We start from the raw sequence: 22,962 nt of genomic DNA on the forward strand, positions 1-22,962 counted from the left end.
CCGCACGCCTTGGGCGTGCGGCGGAAACGGGCTGAGGAGGTCTTCGCGTGAGCCATCACGTGTCGCGAACGGCCGTGCCCGCCGTGCGCAAGCACACCCTGGCAGGCCGCCGGGGGGCACCACGCCGTATCGCGACGCTCAGCGTCCACACATCCCCCCTGCACCAGCCCGGGACGGGCGATGCGGGCGGGATGAACGTGTACATCGTCGAGATGTCCAAGCGGCTCGCCGCGCTCGGCGTCGAGGTGGAGATATTCACCAGGGCCACCGGGCGCGATCTGCCGCCCGTGGTCGAGATGGCTCCCGGTGTCCTCGTCCGACACGTGACCGCGGGCCCCTTCGAGGGCCTGTCCAAGGAAGACCTCCCCGCCCAGTTGTGCGCGTTCACCTCGGGCGTCCTGCGCACAGAGGCCATGCGCGAGCCCGGCTATTACGACCTCGTCCACTCCCACTACTGGCTCTCCGGCCAGGTCGGATGGCTGGCCAAGGAGCGCTGGGGCGTCCCGCTGATCCACACCATGCACACCATGGCCAAGGTCAAGAACGCCTCACTCGCCGGCGGCGACAGCCCCGAGCCGTCCGCACGCGTGATCGGTGAGAGCCAGGTCGTCGAGGCCGCCGACCGCCTCGTCGCCAACACCGCCGAGGAGGCCGAACAACTCGTCGCCCTCTACGACGCGGCCCCCGACCAGGTCGCGGTCGTCAACCCCGGAGTGGACCTGGACACCTTCCGGCCCGGCGACGCCGCCGAGGCACGCCGCCGCGTGGGCCTGCCCGAGGACGCGACCGTCGTCCTCTTCGCCGGCCGCATCCAGCCGCTGAAGGCGCCCGACGTGCTGCTGCACGCCACCGCCCACCTGCTGCGCGGCCATCCCTCACTGCGCGAGAAGCTGGTCGTAGCGGTCGTGGGCGGGCCCAGCGGCACCGGTCTCGCGGCGCCCGAGCACCTGCACAAGCTGGCCTCTGCACTGGGCGTGCAGGACGTCGTGCGCTTCCGCCGCCCCGTTCCCCAGGACGTGCTCGCCGACTGGTACCGCGCGGCGACCGTCGCCGTTGTGCCGTCCCACAACGAGTCCTTCGGGCTGGTCGCCATCGAAGCCCAGGCGTGCGGCACACCCGTCGTGGCCGCGGCGGTGGGCGGGCTGCCCACGGCGGTGCGCGACGGCGTGTCCGGAATCCTGGTCGACGGCCACGACCCGCTCGACTACGCCGACGCCATCGGCCGCCTGGTCCGCTCGCCGGGCCTGCGCGAGCGCTACGCGGGCGGGGCCGTACGGCACGCCGCCAACTTCGGCTGGGCCGCCGCCGCCGCGGGCATGGCCGACGTCTACGCCCAGACCCTCGCCGACACCGCCGCGCGGGTCCCGACCCTGGCCGCGGCCCGCGTGGGGACGGGAACGGGCCCCTGAGCCCTGCGGCCCACCGCCGCGCGGGCGCGCGGAGGCCGTGCGCGCAGGATGTTCGTGCCCGCCGGGGCGCGTCATCGCCGCGCCCGGCCGGGCCGGCCTCGCACGCCGAGCACCCGTCCTGCGCCAGTCCCGGCCTCCCGAACGCGAGGCTCTAACGTTGTCCCCGACCCGCACCCCCCGACCGCCGATGCCGAGGTGAACCGTGGAGCAGACCCGGGCCGAGGTCGCCGAGACCATACGGCGTGCCCTCGACGACGCCGAGGTGACCTGGGAGCGCCCGGACGACGCGACGTTCGTCGTCACCCTGCCTGGCGTGCGCAAACTCAAGACCACCTGCGCGCTGGGGCTCGGCCGCCACTCGCTCACCGTCACCGCGTTCGTCGTGCGGCGGCCCGACGAGAACCACGAGGCGTTCTACCGCTGGCTGCTCACCCGCAACGTGCGCATGTACGGCGTCGCGTTCTCGCTCGACAAACTCGGCGACGTCTACCTCACCGGACGCCTGCCGCTGCGGGCGGTCACCGCCGACGAGGTCGACCGGATCCTCGGCGTCGTGCTCGAAGCCGCCGACGAGAGTTTCAACACGCTGCTCGAACTGGGGTTCGCCTCGTCGATCCGGCGGGAGTGGCGGTGGCGTACCGAGCGCGGCGAATCCACCCGCAACCTCGCCGCGTTCAAACACCTGATCGAGGACGACGGCACCGGCAAGGGTGCGCCCGAAGGGCCCTGACACCTCCACTACGCTCGGGCCCATGGCCGACACCCCGTACAAGCTTGTGCTGCTCCGCCACGGCGAGAGCGATTGGAACCTCAAAGGTCTCTTCACCGGTTGGGTGGACGTCGACCTCACCCCGACCGGCGAGGAGGAGGCCGCGCGCGGCGGCCGGCTGCTGACCGACGCCGGCGTGCTGCCCGACGTCCTGCACACCTCGCTCCAGCGCCGCGCGATCCGCACCGCGCAGCTCGCCCTCGACGCCGCCGACCGGCACTGGATCCCGGTCCGCCGCACGTGGCGGCTCAACGAGCGGCACTACGGTGCGCTCCAGGGCAAGGACAAGGCCGCCACGCTCGCCGAGTTCGGCGAGGAGCAGTTCATGCTGTGGCGCCGGTCGTACGACACCCCGCCCCCGCCGCTCGCCGACGACGACGAGTTCTCGCAGGTCAACGATGCGCGCTACGCCGGTCTGCCGGACGAGATCCGGCCGCGCACCGAATGCCTCAAAGACGTCGTCGCCCGCATGCTCCCCTACTGGTATGACGCGATCGTGCCGGACCTGGAGGCCGGGCGCACCACGCTCATCGCCGCGCACGGGAACTCGCTGCGCGCCCTGGTCAAGCACCTCGACGGCATCTCGGACGACGACATCGCCGGCCTGAACATCCCCACCGGCATCCCGCTGCTGTACGAACTCGACGCCGACCTGCGGCCGGTGACCCCCGGCGGCCGCTACCTCGACCCCGAAGCCGCCGCCGCGGCGATCGAGGCGGTCAAGAACCAGGGCCGCAAGTAGCCGAACCAAAGACCCGGCCACCGGTCCGGTCCCCGGGCCGGCTGTCCGAGCCGCCCGTCCGGTGGCCGGATCCTGCGCATGGCACTCGCACGTAGCCGGACCACCGCCGAAGAGGGCGCCCATCACCACAGGATGGGCGCCCCCGCGCGTTTCCGGACTTGCGGCGATCAGCCGCGGCAGTTGCCCCCGCAACTGCACGACGACCCGGACTTGCAGCCGCAGCCGCAACTCGACGGGCAACTGCACCCGGGAAGGGGAGCGGGGGAGGGCCGCCGACTGTCGGCGGCGCGAACCGGGGTGATCTCGATCATCGTGCGTCGGCCGGTCGGGGTGAGGGTGTGCGGATCGTTCATGGGCGACCTCCGTTCACCTGCGTGCACTTGGTGTTCAACCGTGCTCAAGCCGTGCCCGGCAGCGCTGAGTGCGCACTGTCCGCATACGAGTCAACCCATAACGCATCCACGCGTCAACGGGCGGATCCGGCAAACCCTGCAAAGCCTGTTAAGGCTGTGGAAACCGCAAGTCCCGCCCATGCGCGAATCACTGCAAACACCCGCGACCCGGAACACCCGTGCGGTCTGAACCGCACATGGTCGAACGGTGAACAGTCGATGAAGTCATGCGCTTGCCGGCACCCGCGAGGGGTTCACTCGTTCGGGGCAGCTTTACCCTGGGTCCTGTGGACGTGAACGTGGCCGCGGCGGCCGTAGCCGCCCTCTCCGGGTTGGCTGTCGGCGTTACCGGGGTCCTGGCGTTCCGTTGGAGCGAGCGAGCCCAGGCGGCCGGTACGGCCCAGGCTGCGTCCGAAGGCGCGGTGCAGTTGCCGCCCGGCGTGGCCATTGTCCTGTCGGTGCTGCGCTCCTCCGCCGTCGTGCTCGACGAGCGCGACGCGGTCGTCAAGGCCAGCTCCGCCGCGTACACATTCGGCCTGGTGAGGGGCGACCAACTCGTCCCCGACCAACTGCTCCGGATGGCCCGCGAGACGCGCCGCGACGGGGAGATACGCCAGCGCGACCTGCTCCTGACCCGCCGCGACGGGCAGGAGCTGGAGGTTTCCGCCCGCGTCGCCCCCCTCGGCTCCCGCCTGGTCCTGCTCCTCGTCGAGGACCGCACCGAGGCCCGCCGAGTCGACGCCGTGCGCCGCGACTTCGTCGCCAACGTCAGCCACGAGCTCAAGACCCCCGTCGGCGCCCTCTCGCTGCTGGCCGAAGCCGTCCTCGACGCGAGCGACGACCCGGAGGCGGTACGCCGCTTCTCCGGCCGCATGCAGGTCGAGTCCGCGCGTCTGACCAGCCTCGTCCAAGAGCTCATCGACCTGTCGAGGGTGCAGAACGACCACCCGCTCCAGGACATGTCCCCCGTTCCGGTGGACGAGCTCGTCGCCGAGGCGGTCGACCGGTGCCGCCAGCTGGCCCAGAACAAGCAGATCGCCCTCGCGGTCGGCGGCGACCCCGGGCTGGTGATCCCCGGCGACCACAATCAGCTGGTCATGGCGATCGGCAACCTGGTCGAGAACGCCGTCAACTACAGCCCCGAGCGCACCCGCGTCGACATCGACGTGCGCGCTACCGGGCGCAAGGCCGTGATCGCCGTCTCCGACCAGGGCATCGGCATCCCCAGTCGCGAACTCGACCGCATCTTCGAACGCTTCTACCGGGTGGACCCGGCGCGTTCCCGGGCCACCGGCGGGACCGGGCTCGGATTGTCGATCGTGAAGCACATCGTGGCCGGTCACGGGGGCGAGGTCACCGTGCGCAGTATGGAGGGCGCCGGCACCACGTTCACCCTCGTGCTGCCTCTTCAGCCCGCCGACGAACGGGGCGACGCTCCCGACGCGGCGTCCATGCGGCCCGGTGCATCGTCCGCGCCGAGCGGATCGAGTGATTTGGCCCCGTCGTACAACTCCCGGGAGGGTTCCCGATGACCCGAGTGCTCGTCGTCGAGGACGAGGAGTCCTTCAGCGACCCACTGGCGTTTCTGCTGCGCAAGGAGGGGTTCGAGGTCGCCGTCGCGGTCAACGGACCCGACGCGCTGGACCAGTTCGACCAGGGCGGCGCCGACCTCGTGCTGCTCGACCTCATGCTGCCGGGCCTGCCCGGCACCGAGGTGTGCCGTCGTCTGCGGGCGAAGTCGAACGTGCCCGTCATCATGGTGACCGCGAAGGACAGCGAGGTCGACAAGGTCGTGGGCCTGGAGATCGGCGCCGACGACTACGTCACCAAGCCGTTCTCGTCGCGCGAGCTCGTCGCCCGCATCCGCGCGGTCCTGCGCCGCCAGTCCGAGCCGACCGAGGTCGAGCCGACCGCGTTGGAGGCGGGCCCTGTGCGCATGGACGTCGACCGGCACCGCGTGACCGTCGACGGCGTCAAGGTCGAGCTGCCGCTGAAGGAGTTCGACCTGCTGGAGCTCCTGCTGCGCAACGCGGGCCGGGTACTCACACGGATGCAGCTGATAGACCGCGTCTGGGGCGCCGGGTACGTCGGCGACACCAAGACGCTCGACGTCCACGTCAAGCGCCTGCGCGCGAAGATCGAGCCGGACCCGGGTGCGCCCCGCTACCTGGTGACCGTGCGCGGCCTCGGCTACAAGTTCGAGCCCTGACCGGCCCGCGCGGCTGCCGCGCCGCGCCCCGCACGTCGAACGGTCGTCCGTGAACCGAGAGTTCGCGGACGACCGTTTCGCGTATGCGGGCGGTCAGCTCGCTTCGGGGGTGCCCGATGCGGGCGCGCCCGAAGCCTCCCCGGTTGCCGTGGCGGTGGCGGTCGCGTTGCCCGAGGCGGGTGTCGAGGAAGGCTGCCCGCTCGGCTGCCCGGAGGCCGTCTGCCCCGGGGCGGGCGGCGTGGCGGTGGCGGGCGGCGCGCTCGGGCTCGCGGCCGGCGTCGTGGCCGCGAGAGCCGCCGGGGCCGGTGCCGCAGTCGCCTCGGGGGTCGGCTTGAGCGGCGCGTAGTAGTCCTCGGGCTCGTGGACCGGAACGCCGATCGTGGTCTCGCCGACCGAGCTGAACGTGAGGGTGACCTTCACGTACGCGCCATGCTCCACATCGGCGTCCTCGAACACCGCCTTGTCGACGCCGCCGGTGAGGTAGACCGCGCCGCCCGCCGGGATGGTGATCGGGCCGTCGCCGCCGGCGGCACTGTGCAGCTCGGCCGGCGCCGAAACGCCTTCGAGTGTCACCTTGGTCAGCGTCTCGGGCTTGTCGCCCTCGTTGACGAAGGCGCCGCCGAGGGCGACCAGGTCGGTACCGTCGTCGCCGGTCACCAGCGTCAGGTTCTGCACCTGCACGGCGCCGAGCTGCGTGTGCGGGGTGTCGGGCTTCAGTTGGCCGGTCGCGGCGTCCGTGCCGCTGGAGCAGGCGGCGGCAAGAGGGGCCAGCGCGAGGACGAGGGTTGCGGCGACGGCTCCCCGTCGAACGCTGCTGATGCTGCGGCTCACGGCGGGCGATTCTCCTTGGGTCCTTGACAGGTCTCGGCGGTTCCCGGTCGTGGGGACCGGCGACAGCCTATCCAGGCGTGTTCCGCGGCTTGTACGCGGCTTGGGCATCGCCATCAGGACGAGCGAAGTCCGGGCGAAAACGAGCGGAATCCGCGTGCCGCGCGTAAGCGAAACGCGGGAGGAACCCGTACACACGAGCGGGTCGGACGGCCCAGGCGACACGCGCGGGATTCCGGCCGCGGCAAGCCGTATGCGGGGCTGATTCGGCCGATTCGCGCTGCTGTCCAAAAACAGATGGCTGCGGGCGGTGTGTCCGCGAACGCCAATAGTCGCAACGGCGTTCGATGCAACTGCGGGACAACTTGGCCGTTTTGCCCGGTTTATGGATCACTCCAGGCATGTCGCAACCGGGGGACATGCATGCCCGGATAGCCCTTGTCAAGCCCTGACTAAGGCTCTGACCTGCGGAAACGCCATTCAGGCGAGACGTGAGCCGTGTTACCCTAGAAAGCCACGGAAGGGGTACCTGTCACATGACGTTCAAGGTTGGCGACACGGTGGTCTACCCCCATCACGGGGCCGCGCTCATCGAGGCGATCGAGACTCGCACCATCAAGGGCGAGGACAAGATCTACCTGGTGCTGAAGGTAGCCCAGGGCGACCTCACGGTACGAGTCCCCGCTGACAACGCGGAGTTCGTCGGTGTGCGCGACGTGGTGGGTCAGGACGGCCTCGATCGCGTCTTCGAGGTGCTGCGGGCTCCGCACACCGAGGAGCCGACAAACTGGTCGCGACGCTACAAGGCGAACCTGGAGAAGCTCGCTTCCGGTGACGTTATCAAGGTTGCCGAGGTCGTGCGCGACCTGTGGCGCCGGGAGCGTGACCGCGGCCTGTCGGCCGGCGAGAAGCGGATGCTCGCGAAGGCGCGGCAGATCCTGGTGAGTGAGCTGGCGCTCGCGGAGAACACCAATGAAGACAAGGCAGAGGCGATCCTCGACGAGGTTCTCGCCTCCTGACCGCGTGATGCCGGGCGGAACGGGGTGTCCGGCGGCGTTTCCCGTGGAATGTGCGGCATCGCACGCGCCCGGGTGATCCGCCACCCCGTCTGTACCGGCGTTTGGCGTTCGTAGGACCTGTCGGTGCGTTCCGGCGCATCCCGTCGGCACGCCGACAGGTTTCCCTGCGGCTGCTTCCGGGTTCACGCGACCCGGTCCGTCGGCGTGCGCCGGGCTTTGCCCGGCGTGCGCGGTGACGGTTGCACGCGGCTCGGGCTCGGATGCCCCACCCGCGCGGCGGCCCCGCTCCGCGCACGCCGAGCCGAGGCATGCCCGCCGACATCAGACGGATCGGCACCCGACGGGCTATATGGCGTTGCCCGCGTCCACGGAAGGGTGACGTTCTCGGCTCGCTGAGGGCCTTCCCCAGCAGTCCCACGCGTACACCCGGCCCCGGTACCTTCGTCGGAGCGTGTCCGAAAACCTCATCGGATCAGGCCGAGCTCGGGCTCGTCCCGGCGTTCGCGCGTGCGGGTTCGTCCTGGGCGAGTGCCGCGTTCGTCGGCGCCCGGAGACCCGCCGAGGCGTCGCCGGGGGTTTGCAGACACGTCCTGGTATTCGTGCGCGACGTGGTGGGGAGTTCGGTGAGAGCTGCTGTTCTGGTGCCCGCGGCCGGCCTCGGGGTTCGGCTGGGCGGCGGCCTGCCCAAAGCGCTGCGGGAGCTGGGCGACGTGCCCATGCTGGTGCACGCGCTGCGCTCGGTGCTCGCGGCGCCGAGTGTGACGGCCGCGGTGGTGGCGGCGCCCGCCGATGGGGTCGAGGACGTACGCGCTCTTCTGGCCCGCGAGTTGGGGCCGGAGGCACCCGTCACGGTGGTGCCGGGCGGCGCGACGCGGCAGGAGTCGGTGCGGTGCGCCTTGGACGGCCTGGGGGCACCGTTCCCGGTGGTCCTGGTGCACGACGCCGCCCGGCCGTTCGTGCCCGTCGACGTGGTGGAGTCGGTCGTGGCGGCGGTCGAGGCCGGTGCCGACGCGGTCGTCCCGGCGCTGCCGGTGGTCGACACCGTCAAAGAGGTCACGGCGGAAGGCGCGCCCGACGGGACGAAGGAACGCGTCGTGCGCACGGTCGACCGCGCGTCCCTGCGTGCGGTCCAGACGCCGCAGGGCTTTCGCCGCGAGGTGCTGGCCGCCGCGCACGCCGCGTCCCCGGGCGGCGACACCACCGACGACGCCGGGATGGTGGAACGCATGGGCGTGACCGTTGCCGTCGTGCCCGGTTCCGAGGACGCCTTCAAGGTGACCCGGCCGTTCGACCTGCTGCTCGCCGAGGCGCTGCTGAACCGCCGCCGCGCCGAGGCGGGTTCGGCGGAGGAGCCGGGGTGAGCCGCCTGCCGCGCTGTTTGTTCCGTGTCTGTGCGCCGTTGTCGCCGATGGAGCTGTCTGGTGTCTGAGTCGTTGTCAATTCCCCTGCCGCGTACCGGGATCGGGATCGACGTACATCCGTTCGAGGACGGGCGGGAGCTGTGGGTCGCCGGACTGCTGTGGCCGGGGGAGACGGGGCTCGCCGGCCACTCCGACGGCGACGTGGCGGCGCACGCGGCCTGCGACGCGCTGTTCTCGGCGGCCGGAATCGGTGACTTGGGCGCGCACTTCGGCACGTCCCGCCCGGAGTGGGCCGGGGCGTCCGGGACGGCGCTGCTCGGCGAGGCCGCCCGGCTGGTGCGCGAGGCGGGTTTCGCGATCGGCAACGTCGCGGTGCAGGTGGTCGGCGTCCGTCCGAAGGTCGGCCCGCGCCGCGCCGAAGCCGAGAAGGTGTTGTCCGAGGCCGCGGGCGCGCCGGTGTCGGTCTCGGCGACGACGACCGACGGCCTCGGTCTCACCGGGCGCGCGGAGGGTCTCGCGGCGATCGCGACGGCCCTCGTCGTCCGTGCCGAGGCGCGGTAGGCGCGTCCGGATCGGGCGCCCCGGGCGAATCCGCGGGCTTCCCCGGCGTGAGAACCCCTAAACTCGCAGAGTGAGCATGCGCCTATACGACACCAGCACCCGCACGGTCCGCGACTTCGTGCCGCTCGTCGAGGGCACTGTGTCGATCTACCTGTGTGGTGCCACGGTCCAGGCGCCGCCGCACATCGGCCACATCCGGTCCGGGTTGAACTTCGACGTGCTGCGGCGCTGGCTCGCGTACCGGGGCAACGACGTCGTCTTCTGCCGCAACGTCACCGACATCGACGACAAGATCATCGACAAGGCGACGAAGGCCGGTGTGCCGTGGTGGCGCATCGGCTATCCCAACGAGCGGGCCTTCAACGCGGCGTACGACGCGCTCGGCTGCCTTCCCCCGACCGTGGAGCCGAGGGCGACCGGGCATGTGCCGGAGATGATCGAGCTGATGCAGCGGCTGATCACCACGGGCCACGCGTACCCGTCTGACGGCGACGTCTACTTCGACGTGCACTCGTATCCGGAGTACGGCGCGCTCAGCGGCCAGCGGCTCGACTCCATGCGCGACCAGGGTGACGCGGGGCGCGGCGCCAAGCGCGACGTCCGGGACTTCGCGCTGTGGAAGGCGGCCAAGCCCGGCGAGCCGTCGTGGGAGACGCCGTGGGGCCGCGGGCGGCCGGGCTGGCACCTGGAGTGCTCGGCGATGGCCCACCGCTATCTCGGCGAGCGCTTCGACATCCACGGCGGCGGACTCGACCTGGTCTTCCCGCACCACGAGAACGAGATCGCGCAGTCCAAGGCGGCCGGAGACGGTTTCGCCAACTACTGGATGCACAACGCGTGGGTCACCATGAGCGGCGAGAAGATGAGCAAGTCGCTCGGCAACTCGGTGCTCGTGTCCGAGATGGTCAAGCGGTGGCCGCCGATCGTGCTGCGCTACTACCTGGCCTCGCCGCACTACCGGTCGATGATCGAGTACAGCGAGGCCGCGCTCCAGGAGGCCGCAGTCTCGTTCGGCCGCATCGAGGGCTTCATCGAACGCGCCCTCGAACTGACGGGGCCGGTCGAGCCGGACGCCGCGGTGCCCGCCGCGTTCGCCGAGGCGATGGACGACGACTTGGGCGTGCCGCAGGCCATGGCGGTCGTGCACAACACCGTGCGCGAGGGCAACACCGCGCTGGCCGCGGGCGACAAGGACGGGGTGGCGGCGCACCTCGGCGCGCTGCGTGCGATGCTCGGCGTGCTGGGGCTCGACCCGACCGCGGAGCCGTGGGCGTCCGGGGGCGCGTCGGACCGGTCGGGGGACCTGCGGCACGTGGTCGACTCGCTCGTCCACCTGGCCCTCGAACAACGCCAGGCCGCCCGGGCCCGCAAGGACTACCCGGCGGCCGACGCGGTCCGGGACCAGCTCACCGCCGCGGGCGTCGTCGTGGAGGACACGCCGCAGGGGCCGCGGTGGACCCTGGAGCGGCACGCCGACCAGTAATCCGAGTCAGAGAGCACCGACAAGTCGCCGCCCGAGGGCGGTTCGCGTACGACCGTCGCATGCGGCCGGGCCGAGCGCCCGGCCGTACGGTTGTACGTGCCGGACGAGAACACCGAAGGGACACCGTCATGGCCGGCAACAGCCAGCGCCGCAACAAGCGCAACCCGGGGAGCAAGAAGGGGCCCCAGGTCGGCACGGGCGGGCACAGCCGCCGTGCGCTGCGCGGCAAGGGCCCGACGCCGCCGGCGGAGATGCGCAAGGGGCACCCGAAGCAGCGGGCCGCGAACGCCGCCGCGAAACGCGCGGCGCGCGCCGGCGGGCGCCCGGGAGTCGCGCGCGGGCGCGGCGGAAAGGGCACCGCCGAGCTGGTGTACGGCCGCAACTCGGTGGTCGAGGCGCTGCGCGCGGGCATCCCGGCGAGTGCGATGTACGTCGCGCAGTTCATCGACGCCGACGACCGCGTGCGTGAGGCGCTCAAGCTCGCGAACGACATGGCCATCCCGCTGCTGGAGGCGCCGCGCCCCGAATTGGACCGGCTCGCGGAAGGCGGCCACCACCAAGGGCTCGCGCTCCAGATCCCGCCGTACGAGTACGCCCACCCCGACGACCTGGTGGTGGCCGCGAACGAGGACGGCGAGGTGCCGTTGATCGTCGTGCTGGACGGCATCACCGATCCGCGCAATCTCGGCGCGGTCATCCGCTCGGCGGCGGCGTTCGGCGCGCACGGTGTCGTGGTGCCGGAGCGGCGGGCGGCGGGCATGACGGCGGGGGCGTGGAAGACGTCGGCGGGAGCGGCGGCACGGGTGCCGGTGGCACGTGCGTCCAACTTGCGCCAGGTGCTGGAGGCGTACCGGAAGCAGGGGCTGTTCGTGGTCGGGCTCGCCGCCGACGGCGATGTGGAGCTCGGTGAACTCGCCACGGCGGACGAGCCTTTGGTGATCGTGCTCGGGTCGGAGGGCAAGGGCCTGTCGCGTCTGGTGACGGAGACGTGCGACCAGACGGTGGCCATTCCGATGGCCGTCGGGAACGAGTCGCTGAACGCCGGGGTGGCCGCCGGGATTGTCTTGTACGAGGTCGCGGCGCGTCGTCGTCCGTGATCCGGGGCGGGCGCAGGCGCCTGCCCCGGCGCGGTGTGCGGTGGTGCGAAAGGCGCAGCTCCTCGCACCGGGGCACCCATGGGCGCACTTCCGATTTTCGTTTCTTTTGCCTGCCGGGGGCCGACGCGCGGACGGGCGCGGCCTGCCGCACCGGGAATGCCGCACGGCGCAACAGCCCGGGATTTTCGGGGCTTTGCGGTACCGCACGCGCCGATCGGGGATAGCCTCCTCCCGTCGCGCGGTGATGCCTTTGGCGAATGCCCCGGTGAATGGCGGGAGTTCGGCCGTTCATCGCGTCGCGGCCCGTGTGGCGTCGGTGCGACGGCCGCCCGCCCCGGTTGGTCCGCTTCGTTTCCGCGGGCCGCTTCGTGCTGCTCGTCGCGACTGGCGAAGGCCGTTCTCGGGCGCTCGGCAAGGCGCTTTCTTCGTCCGCCGAAGTCGGATAATCGGGGCGCGCGAATATATTTGACCATTTGGCCGCATCCTTCCGGGGGTATCCGCGGTTAGTCATGCGTGGAGACCAGATCTGACGGCTACTTCGGTGGCCCGCGTGATCAGGACCGGCCGACCGGAGGGGACCCGGGGGGTTCCGGGGCGGTTCCGACGCTGCTGTGGGACCCCGTGGACCCGGCCGCGGTGGCGGCACCCACGCGCAGCCTCCGTGTGGTGATCGGCCCGCCCGGCAAGCCCCGGGATGCGCAGGTGCCCGGCCAGCGGGCGCCGCGGGGAGGGGAGCGGGCCGGGCCGACCGACGAGACCACGGAGCTTCCGCGCGTCGCGGCCGCGGATCCGCCGACGCGGGTGATGCCGCGCGTTCCGGAGTCCGCGGCGCACTCCGGTTCCGCCACGCGTCCGGTGCGGCGGACGGCGGCCCGGCCCGTCGTCCGTGGCAAGACCGGTGCGGGGCCGACTGCTTCGCCGGGCTCGACCGCGGCTGCGGCGCGCACGGAGTCGGGGTCGACCCGCCGGGGCGGGGTGGTCCAGTCCGGGGTGATCCTGCTGCCGCTGCGGTTGTTCCTCGGCGTGGCGTTCCTGCTGGAGGGCCTGCGCAAGCTCTACGACCCGGCGTTCCTCGACGCCGACTCGCCGGGTTCCTTCGCCCACCGCATCGACGTGTTGCAGGCGAACAGCTTCGCGCCCTCGGTGCTGGACCTCGCGGCGCAGTTCGCGATCACCACCGGGCTGTTGTTCGCGTTGGGGCAGGTGGTCGTCGGCGTCGGCGCGCTGCTCGGGCTGTGGACGCGGGCGATGGGCATGGTCGGCATGCTCCTGTCGCTGGGCGTGCTGATGGCGGTCGGGAGCAGTTCGTCGCCGTACCACGCGGCGTACGTCGTGTTCCTGGCTGCGTGGAGCCCGCTCGCGCTCGCGGGTGCCCCGATGTATTCGGTGGACTGCTGGCTGTCGATGCGCAACTGGCGTGGCCCGCTGACGATTCCGGTGCGGGCGCGGCGGCGCAAGCTCGGGTACGGCTCCATCATCGCGGGCTCGGCCGTCGGTCTGACACTGCTGGCGGGCGCGCTGTTCGGTAACCCGGCGTCGCCGGACGCGCCGGAGCCGAAGGTCGAGGCGCCGGAGAGCGCGGTGAGCGGCCCACCGGCGGCCGACGCCCCTGCGGCCCCTCCCCCGGCGGGGGCGCCCGCGTCCGCGGGGCCGAGCGCGTCGGACACCGGCGCGGCGGAGCCGAGCTCGACGCGGGCCGGGAACGGCGACTCCGCCTCGTCGACGCCGAAGTCGGATTCCACGTCGAAGAGTTCTTCGAAGACGACGGCCTCGACCCGCAAGCCGGCGAACGCGGGGAACGACGACAAGCCGTCCGCGGAGGCGACGGCGACGAAGGCGGCCAAGACCGAGGCCGCTTCGTCGCCGAAGACGAATGACTCGGCACCGACCCGATCCGCCGGCACACCGCTCGGTGGGCTGTTGGGGGGGTGATCGGAGGCGGACAGGGTGGCTGAGAAGCGGCCGGAGCCCGGAAGGGGCAGGCCGCGGAATACAGGTTCGGATCGGTCGCGTGCGTACGGCTCCATCGGCGGATGTCCGGTGGAGCCGTACGCCGCGGTGTTTTTGACGCCGACTCGGTATCTTGCCGGTTCGGTCGGCCGGGTCAGTCGGTCAGGCGCTCGCCGGTTCGCGTCGAGAACAGGTGCGTCTCGTCGGTCCGTGCGACGACGTGGACGGTCTCGCCTTTGCCCGGCACCTTGCGGCCGGGGACGCGCACCACGATCGGCGTCGGTTCGTGGTCGACCTGCGCGGTGCCGTAGACGTAAGCGTCCGCGCCGAGTTCCTCGACGACGTCCACCACGATCGGCAGTCCGCTCTCCGTCTTCGCGAGCGCGTCGGGCGCCCGGACCTCCAGGTGCTCCGGGCGCACCCCGAGCGTCACCTTGGCCGCGCCTTCGGCGGACGCGCGTTCCCGGGCCTCGCGCGGGACGGGCAGGACGGTGTCGCCGAACCGCACGCCGTCCGCGGTGAGTTCGGTGTCGACGAGGTTCATCGCGGGCGAGCCGATGAAACCCGCGACGAAGACGTTGGCCGGCCGGTCGTACATGGTGCGCGGAGTGTCGACCTGCTGGAGGACGCCGTCCCGCAGAACGGCGACGCGGTCGCCCATGGTCATGGCCTCGACCTGGTCGTGGGTGACGTACACCGTGGTGATGCCGAGACGGCGCTGGAGCGACGCGATCTGGGTGCGCGTCTGCACCCGCAGTTTCGCGTCGAGGTTGGACAGCGGCTCGTCCATGAGGAAGACCCTCGGTTCGCGGACGATCGCGCGGCCCATCGCGACGCGCTGGCGCTGGCCGCCGGACAGCGCCTTCGGCTTGCGGTCGAGGTAGGCGTCGAGGTCGAGCATTTTCGCCGTCTCCTCGACCTTCGCGCGGATGGTGGCCTTGTCGACGCCGGCGATCTTGAGCGCGAAGCCCATGTTCTCGGCGACGGTCATGTTCGGGTAGAGCCCGTAGTTCTGGAAGACCATCGCGATGTCGCGTTCCTTGGGTTCGAGGAACGTCACGTCGCGGTCGCCGATGCTGATCGAGCCGCCGGTGACCTCTTCGAGGCCGGCGACCATGCGCAGCGAGGTGGTTTTGCCGCAGCCGGACGGGCCCACGAGGACGAGGAATTCGCCGTCGGCGATCTCCAGGTCCAGGGCGTCGACGCTGGGACGGGAGGCGCCTTTGTAGGTGCAGGTCGCCTGGTGGTACGTGACCGAAGCCATGGTCGGTACTCCCCTTCACCGGCAGGAACGTGCCGGACGATCCGAGTGGAGGGTGCGCGGTCCCCGGATTTCCTTCGGGGACTGGGCGGCACGCTATCCGGCGGTGACGGGTCTTGCCCAGAGTCCCGCTCGGCGGTCCCGCGCGGACCGTGAATATGGTCGGTCCGGTGCAAGACTTTGCATCCGGTGCAAGCCCGTACCGAATCCTTCAGAAAGCGTCAACTACGCTGGTCGGCCATGAAGACGAGGTTGGCGGACATCGCCGCCCAGGCGGGAGTCAGCGAGGCGACCGTCAGTCGCGTGCTCAACAGTCGCCCCGGAGTCGCCGAGGACACCCGGCGCGCGGTGCTCACCGCGCTGGACGTTCTCGGCTACGAGCGCCCCGCCCGGTTGCGGCGGCGCAGCGCGGGGCTGGTCGGGCTCATGCTGCCGGAGCTCGACAATCCGATTTTCCCGGCGTTCGCCCAGGTCATCGAGCGGGCGCTGGCACACCACGGCTACACCCCCGTGCTGTGTACGGGGACGCCGGGCGGGGCGACCGAGGACGACTACACCGAACTGCTCCTGGAGCGGGGGGTGTCGGGGATCATCTTCGTCTCGGGGCTGCACTCCGACTCGGGCGCCGACATGTCGCGTTACGTGAGATTGGTGGAGCGGGGCCTGCCGGTCGTCTTCGTCAACGGGTACGCCGAGGGCATCGACGCACCGTTCATCTCCAGCGACGAGTCGGTGGCGGTGGAGTTGGCGATAGGCCACCTGGCGTCGCTGCGGCATCGCCACATCGGGCTCGCGGTCGGACCGGAGCGTTACGTCCCGACCGCGCGGAAGATCGCCGGTTTCCGGCGGGGGCTCGCGGCGGCGTTCGGCGTCGAGGACGCGGAGCCGTGGATCGAACGGTCGCTGTTCTCGGTGGAAGGCGGCCAGGCCGCGGCGGGCACGCTGCTGGCTCGCGGTGCCACCGCGATCGTGTGCGGGAGCGACCTCATGGCGCTTGGTGTCATCCGCGCGGTCCGCGAGCGCGGTTTGGGGGTGCCGGGGGACGTGTCCGTGGTGGGGTACGACGACTCGCCGCTGGTGGCCTTCACGGACCCGCCGCTGACCACGGTGCGTCAGGCGGTCGCACCGATGGGGGCCGCGGCGGTGCGGGCGTTGCTGGACGAGATCGGCGGCGGGCGGGCGCCGCGCACCGAACTCGTCTACCGCCCGGAGCTGGTGGTGCGCGGCTCGACGGGACCGGCGAAGGCGGCGTCGGGGGACGACGCGCGAGCCGTGGCGCCCGGTGTCGTGCCGCCACCGACCGCGGGTGAATCCGCTCCGCCCCGGTCGGAACCGATCCCCTCGGGATAGTGCTTTGCCGGTGCCGGGATCGCCGGCCGGGGGTGCCGCCGGCCGGAAAACGGGCGCGCCGAGGTGGCGCCAATGTCGTGCCGTCAGCGCAGGCGACGAAGGCAGGCGGGGGTTCGGCGCGATGCCGCACGATCATGCACACGACGGCGCACACGACCACGCATGGTGCAGATTTGGGCGTGTCTGGGATCGCCCATCACCGCGCGGACGAGGCGTGGGCGGGCTCGGTCCGGCGCACGGTTCTGGTCGATCTGGCCGCCGGGGCCTGGAAAGCCTTCCCCGGGCGGCGGTTCAGCGCAGCACGGCGGCCGTCGAGAACGCGGAGAACTCCTGGATCTCCGAACGCACTTCGAGCGCCGCACGCGCGCCGCGGAACCGTGGCGCGCACAGCGCGTCGTGTACCCGCCGGGCGCTGGTGACGATCCCGAAGTTCCGCTGCTCGACGGGCAGATCGAGTACGGGCCGGACCGCGTCCGCGGCACCGTCGACCTCGTCGCTCGCGACCCGGGCCAGCGCGAGGTTGGTGTGCGCGCCCGCCTCGTCGCTGAACGCCCATTCCTCCGGCTGCGCTTCGCGGTACGCCCGCACGGCGGCGAGCGCCTGCGTCTCGGCGGCCCGGTGGTCGTCGCCGAGGTGCACGGATGCCTCGGCGGTGTAGTAGAGCTGGCGGGGCGTGGGGAAGGTCATGATGCCGCCGTACGCGTCCAGGTCGTCGAGCCGCAGTGCCGATCGGGCGTCCTCGGCCCGCGCGGCGGCGGCCTTCGCGGCTTCCACGTCGCCGAGGATGGCGTGTGCGCGTGCCGCGAGGCAGGCGAGCCACACGGTCGTGGTGCCGCGCAGCCCTTGCGCCGTCGCGGTGCCGAGCGCCGCGTAGCGGGCGGCTTCGTGGGGTTGGCCGGACCAGTAGGTGATGAGCGACTGGAGGCCGCGCGCCCATGCCCGGAGTGCCGGGTGGTCCGCGTTCTCCGCACAGACGTACGCGGTGCGTGCCTGTGTCATCGCGGACCTCGGGTCGCCCAGGTCGTGGCTGGCCTTGGCCAGCATGCCCGACGCCATGCCCGCCAGCATGTACAACTCGCGTGCCTGTATGGGTCGTATCCGGCCTTGTTCGAGGAACCGGAAGGACGTGTCCTGGAGTTCGACCAGGTCGCCGAGCAGGGTGGGCAGCGGGAGCTGCGGGTAGACGGCCGCGATCCGGCGTACCTCGTCGCCGAGTTGGTCGAGGGTCTCGGCGCCGACCGAACTGCCCTCGATGCTGCTGCTGAAGCGGAACGCCCGGCGTGCGGCCATCGCCACCTGCCGCTCGCGTTCACCCACGCCGAGGTCGGCCCACGGCCCGTCGACGCCGGTGAACACCGACGACCGGGGCTCCTCCACGGACAGCGGTGCGGGGCCGAGGAGTTCGTCGACGGGTATGCCGAACATCGTTTCCAGGACCCGGCATTGGTCGGGATACGGGCGGGTTTTCAGCTCGCCGCCGTACCAGCGCTCGAACTGCCGTTTGGAGACGGTGAGTTTGCTGATCCGCTGGTCGCGTTCGCGCTCGGCGAGCGTTGCCGCGGCGCGCTCATAGTGGTGCCGGAAGGTCTCGTACACCTGCCAGTGCCGCCGGGCCACCAGGACGCGGAGCAAGGTGGGTGCCGTCGGCTCGGTCGTCGCCGTGGTCTCTGTCGCGTCTGTCATCGCAGTCATCGAACCCCCGCATGGGCGGTGCAGCTCGTTCCTTCCCGACAGTAGTCGTGAAACCTGTCGGCGACAGTCCGCGATGCGCGGAAAACGGCTACCGGAAAGTCCGGATGACGCCGGCGTCGGTGCCATGACGGAAGGATGACGTGGCGACGACGCTATCCAGGCGTGCCGCCCTCGACGGACGCTCGGAACCAGGCACCGAAGGCGGTGCCCAGGAGGTGGCAACCGTGACGGCGAGGAGCGGCCGGTACCCCGGTCGCCGCACGTGTGGTGCCGAGCAGTGGTACGCGAGCGACCGGACGGACGCGCCAACGACGCCGCGTCCGTCCCCGCAACTCAGTGACCCTGCGCGCCGCTTCGTATCGCCCGTCGCATCGGCCACCGCCGCGGCGCCCCGAGCGCCGGGCGGCGCGTTGTCCGCCCGGCGCCCGGGTCCGGTCCCCTCAACCGGATTNTCAGTGACCCTGCGCGCCGCTTCGTATCGCCCGTCGCATCGGCCACCGCCGCGGCGCCCCGAGCGCCGGGCGGCGCGTTGTCCGCCCGGCGCCCGGTTTCGGTCCCCTCACCTGGATTCATCGGGGCAGGCGCGCAGGGTGGACGGCTCCGCAGACCGGGGCCGTCCGCCCGGAACCACGGCACACGTCGGCGTCCTCATCGCCGAACTCTTCGCCGAACCGACCGGCGGAGTCGACATCACGTACCGGAACCGGAGGTTCTCGGCATGCACGGCACAACCCTCAGCCACGCGACGCTCGCCACCCCGTCGCCGGCCCGACCGGGCGTGCGATCCCTCGACGAAGGCGGCGGAAAGAGCCCCGTGCCGCTCGGCTTTCGGCGGGCCGGACGATGAGTGCGGCGAAGACCGGGCAGTCCCGGGCGGCTTCGGCGCGCAGACGCGACCGTGCGGCGGGCGCGGGCAAATCCGACGGCGCCCCGCGCGGCGCCCCTACCCGAGCGCCGGAGAACCCGCGCCGGGCGCGCATGCTGGCCGCCCTCGAACTTGCCACCGAGCGCATGAACGCGGCAGCGGCGGGCCCGGTCGCCTGGGGCGCCGGCGATCGCACGGTCGGGCGCCTGACCGACCGCGCCGACGGGGGCCGCGCGTGGCTGCGCCTCCAGGCCAGTCCGGTCGCGGAGGCGGGCGGCGAGCAGTGGCAGGGCAACAAGACCGCCGAGTTCGCGTTCGGCGCGCTTCGCGGCCACCGGCCGCGGCTGCTGGGGCTTTTGGACTGGACCGACCCTGAGCCGCCGACCGCCGACGAACCCGACGCGGTCGCCTACCGTGCCGAACTCACCGAATACGTGGGCGACCTGGTCTGCTCGCCCACTCCTGTCCTCCATGAGCCTCTCGACCTGCCCGACGCGTGGTGGGACGGCCTGCACGCGGGCCTCGACACGGTGGCCGAGGCGCGCACCCAGCGCTTCGCCGTCCGCCAGGACGTCGTCGACCGGATCGTCCCCGAACATCTCGGAGTTCCGGCACCGACCCTGCGCACGATGGTCCCCGCGCACGGCGACCTGCACTGGGCCAACATCACCCGGGAGACGCCGTACCTCATGGACTGGGAGCGCTGGGGCCGGGCCCCGCTCGGCTACGACGCGGCCACGCTGCACGCCCACAGCCTCCGCACCCCCGACGTCGCCGCCCGCATCCGCGCGGAGTTCCCGGTGCTCGACTCGCCGGACGGCCGGATCGCCGAAATCGTCGTCACCGCCGAGTTGTTGCACGCCGTCGACCACGGCGACAACCTCGACCTGGCCGACGCCCTCCGCGCGCAGGCACGGCGCCTCACGACGCCCGTGAAGCGCGCGGTCCGGGTACGGCTGCCGCAGCCGAGCCGCCCGATGACGACGGTGGCCGACCGCCGCCTGTGACCGACCGACCGCACGAGAAGGGCCCGACCGGCATCCGGTCGGGCCCTTCTTTTCGGATTTTCCTTACTCTTCCTCGGGGCAGTTCATTTCGAGATACGGCCACGTGTCCGTCTTGACGACACTTGTGGTCCGCTTCGCCGCGTCCGCGTCCCGCAGCCAATGCCCGGTGCACACATAGGTTTTGGCGTCGGGGGTGAGGACGACTCTGATTGTGAAGTCCCGCACTTCGGCCTTCAGAGTCTCGGCGTAATTGCTTATGGCAAGGCGTGCCTGTTCGGTGGTGGCATTGGCAATGAGCAGGTCCACGCTGCCGCCGCCGAGATAGCTTTCCTCGTTGATCACCTGATACTGCGGAGCGGATGCGGATCCGCCCGCAGCCGGATCGGATTCCGCGCTTTCGCTGCCGCAGGCCGCGGTGAGGAGTACGGCGGCGACCGCCGCTGTCGTGCCGAGATAAACGCGTCGCACAGGAGCTCCCAAAGGTCGCGTGTGGTCTTGGTTGGACCGGCAGAACGGCGAAAGGGTTGCACACGACGCGAGATTCCGGGCCCCAACAAAGCGGATTCCGCATGCCGCTTCCGGCGCTCAACCGCCTCCCAGGAGGTGCGCGTTGGTGCGTTTGGCCAGATCCGCGTATTGCGGCGCCTCGATGACCTGCACCCCCGCCGCGCGCAGCAGCTCGGCGCCCTCGCAGTCCACGAACAACGTGGGCTCGCGCCATGCGAACACCACGGTGCCGATTCCGGCGCGCAGGATCCACTCCGTACAACTCACCGGCCGCGACGCCCGTTTCGAGCACGGTTCGAGCGAGCTGTACAGCACGGCCGTCGCCAGCCGCGGATCGTGGGGGTCGACCTTGCGCAATGCCGCTTCCTCGGCGTGCTCCTGCGGATGCTCCTCGCGGGAGAAGCCCTCCGCGAGCAGAGTCCCATCGGCGGCGACGATGGTGGCTCCGACCGAAAACGCTGTGCTCGAAGGCGGACACAGGTGCGCGAGGGCGATGGCGCGCCGCAGCCGCATCTCCTGGTCGGCACTCAACAGTGATTCAGACACCCGCAGATCGTCCCAGGTCACACCCCAAAAGCACTACCGGGTCGGCGCGATCGGGCACGCTTTGGACGCATCCCGCGAGCGGTCGGCCCCAGGGGCGGAGATCAGCCATGTGTTTGGTCGGTGCGACCGGCCCGGCGGCGCGTGTCACCGCGCCCCTATAACCTGCCCTCATGACCCCGCAAGACCTCGCCAACCTCGCGCACCTGCGGCGGGCGCGGGATTTGATCGACCGCGAGTACGCACGTCCGCTCGACGTTCCGACGATGGCCGCCCGCGCGCTCATGTCGCCGGCGCATTTCTCCCGGCAGTTCCGCGCGGCGTACGGCGAGACGCCGTACAGCTACCTCATGACCCGCCGCATCGAGCGGGCGATGGCGCTGCTGCGCGCAGGCGTCAGTGTGACGGACGCGTGCATGGCCGTCGGCTGTACCTCGCTCGGCTCGTTCAGCTCGCGCTTCACCGAGCTGGTCGGCGAGACGCCGAGCGCCTACCGCGCCCGGGAGCACGAGGCGCTGGCGGCGATGCCCCCGTGCGTGGCCAAACTGCGCACCCGGCCCAGCCGGGAGACGCCGAGCAGGCTTCGAGAAGCGGCCGGCCGGGTGGCCTCCTAGCGTTGACGGCATGACCATCGCACTTCAGTACTGCCACATCACCGTCAACGACGTGGACGAGGCGCTCGGCTTCTACCGGGACGCCCTAGGCCTGGAGGTACGCAACGACGTCGCCTCCGGCGAATTCCGCTGGGTCACGCTCGGCAGCGCGACGCAGCCGGGCCTGGAGATCGTGCTGTCCGAACCGCACGCCGGCCGTTCCCAGGCCGACGGCGACGCCCTTCAGGAGCTCCTGACCAAGGGCGTCCTGCCGATGATCGTCTTCCGCACCGACGACCTCGACGCCACCTTCGAGAAGGTGCGCGCCTCCGGCGCCGAGGTGCTCCAGGAGCCGATCGACCAGCCCTGGGGCCCGCGTGACTGCGGCTTCCGGGACCCGTCGGGCAACATGGTCAAAATCTCTCAGGAGCAGAAGGCCTGAAGGCCCGGCCCCGAGGACGGAGAAGATCCCCAGGTCAGGCGGGGAGCCGACCTGGGGATCGGCAGAGCCGACGGCCGGGCGCGGAGCGACGGTCCGCGCCGGATCCGACGGGCGGGTCCCGTGGTCCGCGGTCCGACGTCGCCGCGATCGCGGCTCGACCGGTCGGCAGCGGTGGACGCCGCTGTCATCCCCAGATGATGATCCGGAACGTGACCGCCTTGAAGCTGACGCGGGTCGGCTCCACATATGCGGTGCGGCCGCCGGTGGTCTTGACGCAGTAGCGGTTGCCCGGAGCCAGTTCACCGCTGTCGCTGCCCCGCTTGGACACGGCCTCCGCGCACTCGGCCGCGGTGGGGTCCGCACCTCCGGCGGGCAGTGCCGCGATCGTCTCGGCGTGGTCCGTCGTGATCATGCTGACGGGCGGGACGTTGAACAGGACGTTCAGTTCCGCGCCTTGCTCGCCGGACTGCGCGATCGGAGCCTCGGCGTCCAGGACCACGTATTGGCTGTCCGGGTCCACGGTCAGCTCACCCGGGCCGTACAAGACTTTCGCGGGCGCGTTGTTCTGGGCCGCCGGGGGCGCGGAGGTCGGGGCGCCTGCGCTCCCGCCGGCTCCCCCCGTCGTGTCGGCGGGCGCGGTGGCCGACACATCCGCCTTGTCGTCGGAATCCGACTTGCCGGCGACCCAGATCGAGACGCCGATGCCGAGGAGCGGAATCAGGATCCCGACGACCCACCAGGCCCATCGCGGCTGGTTCTGAGTACTCACGGTTCTCCCCGAATCGCGGCTGTGCCGAAGCGCGGCGACTCTACCAAGACCCGGATGCCGACCGCGGAGGTCGACATTCCGTCTTCGCGGGCGGAGTCGGCCGTCCACACCGC

Annotated in this window: 21 protein-coding genes; 15 read left to right on the forward strand and 6 right to left on the reverse strand. The window is 71.5% G+C overall.

Annotated features, from left to right (window positions below):
- Nucleotides 1–47 precede the first annotated feature (47 nt).
- The 5 genes from mshA (at nucleotide 48) to ACRX5W_RS02035 (ending at nucleotide 5,521) form a co-directional block, all read left to right on the forward strand.
- Entirely contained in the window at nucleotides 48–1,409 is a 1,362-nt protein-coding gene (gene mshA / locus ACRX5W_RS02015) for a D-inositol-3-phosphate glycosyltransferase (protein ID WP_436786122.1), read from the forward strand.
- 202 nt (nucleotides 1,410–1,611) lie between these two features.
- Nucleotides 1,612–2,139: a YbjN domain-containing protein gene (locus ACRX5W_RS02020; protein WP_436786123.1), complete on the forward strand. Its 528-nt coding sequence runs from the start codon at nucleotides 1,612–1,614 to the stop codon at nucleotides 2,137–2,139.
- Nucleotides 2,140–2,161: 22 nt separating this feature from the next.
- A complete protein-coding gene (locus ACRX5W_RS02025) occupies nucleotides 2,162–2,920 on the forward strand; it encodes a phosphoglyceromutase (RefSeq protein ID WP_436786124.1) in 759 nt (252 codons plus the stop codon).
- A 679-nt stretch (nucleotides 2,921–3,599) separates the two neighbouring features.
- Nucleotides 3,600–4,844, forward strand: a complete 1,245-nt coding sequence (locus ACRX5W_RS02030; RefSeq protein ID WP_436786125.1) for a sensor histidine kinase — start codon at nucleotides 3,600–3,602, stop codon at nucleotides 4,842–4,844.
- Nucleotides 4,841–5,521 (forward strand): response regulator, encoded by a 681-nt coding sequence (locus tag ACRX5W_RS02035; protein ID WP_436786126.1) that lies wholly within the window; start codon nucleotides 4,841–4,843, stop codon nucleotides 5,519–5,521. Before ACRX5W_RS02030 ends, ACRX5W_RS02035 begins: the two co-directional genes overlap by 4 nt.
- Before the next feature lie 93 nt (nucleotides 5,522–5,614).
- Here ACRX5W_RS02035 and ACRX5W_RS02040 read toward each other — a convergent pair whose 3' ends face one another.
- Nucleotides 5,615–6,352, reverse strand: coding sequence for a hypothetical protein (locus tag ACRX5W_RS02040; protein WP_436786127.1), 738 nt, complete (start codon nucleotides 6,350–6,352; stop codon nucleotides 5,615–5,617).
- A 533-nt stretch (nucleotides 6,353–6,885) separates the two neighbouring features.
- Between ACRX5W_RS02040 and ACRX5W_RS02045 the strand changes: the two genes are divergently transcribed.
- The 6 genes from ACRX5W_RS02045 to ACRX5W_RS02070 all read left to right on the forward strand — a co-directional run bounded on the left by ACRX5W_RS02045 (nucleotide 6,886) and on the right by ACRX5W_RS02070 (nucleotide 13,802).
- Nucleotides 6,886–7,368: a CarD family transcriptional regulator gene (locus ACRX5W_RS02045; RefSeq protein WP_231779029.1), complete on the forward strand. Its 483-nt coding sequence runs from the start codon at nucleotides 6,886–6,888 to the stop codon at nucleotides 7,366–7,368.
- Between the two features lie 623 nt (nucleotides 7,369–7,991).
- Nucleotides 7,992–8,729: a 2-C-methyl-D-erythritol 4-phosphate cytidylyltransferase gene (gene ispD, locus ACRX5W_RS02050; protein ID WP_436786128.1), complete on the forward strand. Its 738-nt coding sequence runs from the start codon at nucleotides 7,992–7,994 to the stop codon at nucleotides 8,727–8,729.
- A 72-nt stretch (nucleotides 8,730–8,801) separates the two neighbouring features.
- The gene (gene ispF, locus ACRX5W_RS02055; RefSeq protein ID WP_436786129.1) at nucleotides 8,802–9,290 is read left to right on the forward strand and encodes a 2-C-methyl-D-erythritol 2,4-cyclodiphosphate synthase; all 489 of its coding nucleotides are present in this window, start codon (nucleotides 8,802–8,804) and stop codon (nucleotides 9,288–9,290) included.
- A gap of 70 nt (nucleotides 9,291–9,360) precedes the next feature.
- On the forward strand, nucleotides 9,361–10,773 hold the full coding sequence (gene cysS, locus ACRX5W_RS02060; RefSeq protein ID WP_436786130.1) for a cysteine--tRNA ligase: 1,413 nt from the start codon (nucleotides 9,361–9,363) through the stop codon (nucleotides 10,771–10,773).
- A 128-nt stretch (nucleotides 10,774–10,901) separates the two neighbouring features.
- A complete protein-coding gene (gene rlmB, locus ACRX5W_RS02065; RefSeq protein WP_436786131.1) occupies nucleotides 10,902–11,870 on the forward strand; it encodes a 23S rRNA (guanosine(2251)-2'-O)-methyltransferase RlmB in 969 nt (322 codons plus the stop codon).
- A 513-nt stretch (nucleotides 11,871–12,383) separates the two neighbouring features.
- Nucleotides 12,384–13,802, forward strand: coding sequence for a TQO small subunit DoxD (locus tag ACRX5W_RS02070; protein WP_436786132.1), 1,419 nt, complete (start codon nucleotides 12,384–12,386; stop codon nucleotides 13,800–13,802).
- 172 nt (nucleotides 13,803–13,974) lie between these two features.
- Here ACRX5W_RS02070 and ACRX5W_RS02075 read toward each other — a convergent pair whose 3' ends face one another.
- A complete protein-coding gene (locus tag ACRX5W_RS02075; RefSeq protein ID WP_436786133.1) occupies nucleotides 13,975–15,084 on the reverse strand; it encodes an ABC transporter ATP-binding protein in 1,110 nt (369 codons plus the stop codon).
- A 237-nt stretch (nucleotides 15,085–15,321) separates the two neighbouring features.
- Here ACRX5W_RS02075 and ACRX5W_RS02080 point away from each other — a divergent pair, with 237 nt between their 5' ends.
- On the forward strand, nucleotides 15,322–16,431 hold the full coding sequence (locus tag ACRX5W_RS02080; protein ID WP_436786134.1) for a LacI family DNA-binding transcriptional regulator: 1,110 nt from the start codon (nucleotides 15,322–15,324) through the stop codon (nucleotides 16,429–16,431).
- Nucleotides 16,432–16,722: 291 nt separating this feature from the next.
- Here the strand turns inward: ACRX5W_RS02080 and ACRX5W_RS02085 are convergent, their stop codons facing one another.
- Complete coding sequence (locus tag ACRX5W_RS02085; protein ID WP_436786135.1) at nucleotides 16,723–18,114, reverse strand: hypothetical protein; 1,392 nt, start codon at nucleotides 18,112–18,114, stop codon at nucleotides 16,723–16,725.
- Nucleotides 18,115–18,966: 852 nt separating this feature from the next.
- On the opposite strand from ACRX5W_RS02085, the gene ACRX5W_RS02090 reads away from it, so the two are divergent.
- Nucleotides 18,967–19,995 carry a hypothetical protein gene (locus ACRX5W_RS02090; protein ID WP_436786136.1) on the forward strand — a complete coding sequence of 343 codons (1,029 nt, stop codon included), beginning with the start codon at nucleotides 18,967–18,969 and terminating at the stop codon, nucleotides 19,993–19,995.
- 63 nt (nucleotides 19,996–20,058) lie between these two features.
- Here the strand turns inward: ACRX5W_RS02090 and ACRX5W_RS02095 are convergent, their stop codons facing one another.
- The gene (locus ACRX5W_RS02095) at nucleotides 20,059–20,463 is read right to left on the reverse strand and encodes a hypothetical protein (protein WP_436786137.1); all 405 of its coding nucleotides are present in this window, start codon (nucleotides 20,461–20,463) and stop codon (nucleotides 20,059–20,061) included.
- A gap of 117 nt (nucleotides 20,464–20,580) precedes the next feature.
- The gene (locus ACRX5W_RS02100) at nucleotides 20,581–21,048 is read right to left on the reverse strand and encodes a dCMP deaminase (protein WP_436786138.1); all 468 of its coding nucleotides are present in this window, start codon (nucleotides 21,046–21,048) and stop codon (nucleotides 20,581–20,583) included.
- Between the two features lie 170 nt (nucleotides 21,049–21,218).
- Between ACRX5W_RS02100 and ACRX5W_RS02105 the strand changes: the two genes are divergently transcribed.
- Complete coding sequence (locus ACRX5W_RS02105; RefSeq protein WP_436786139.1) at nucleotides 21,219–21,659, forward strand: helix-turn-helix transcriptional regulator; 441 nt, start codon at nucleotides 21,219–21,221, stop codon at nucleotides 21,657–21,659.
- Between the two features lie 10 nt (nucleotides 21,660–21,669).
- Complete coding sequence (locus ACRX5W_RS02110; protein WP_436786140.1) at nucleotides 21,670–22,080, forward strand: VOC family protein; 411 nt, start codon at nucleotides 21,670–21,672, stop codon at nucleotides 22,078–22,080.
- Between the two features lie 184 nt (nucleotides 22,081–22,264).
- On the opposite strand, the gene ACRX5W_RS02115 is transcribed toward ACRX5W_RS02110, so the two are convergent.
- Nucleotides 22,265–22,849, reverse strand: a complete 585-nt coding sequence (locus ACRX5W_RS02115) for a hypothetical protein (protein WP_436786141.1) — start codon at nucleotides 22,847–22,849, stop codon at nucleotides 22,265–22,267.
- Between the last annotated feature and the right edge of the window lie 113 nt (nucleotides 22,850–22,962).

Source organism: Yinghuangia sp. YIM S10712 (assembly GCF_051388935.1).
Taxonomy (GTDB): domain Bacteria; phylum Actinomycetota; class Actinomycetes; order Streptomycetales; family Streptomycetaceae; genus Yinghuangia.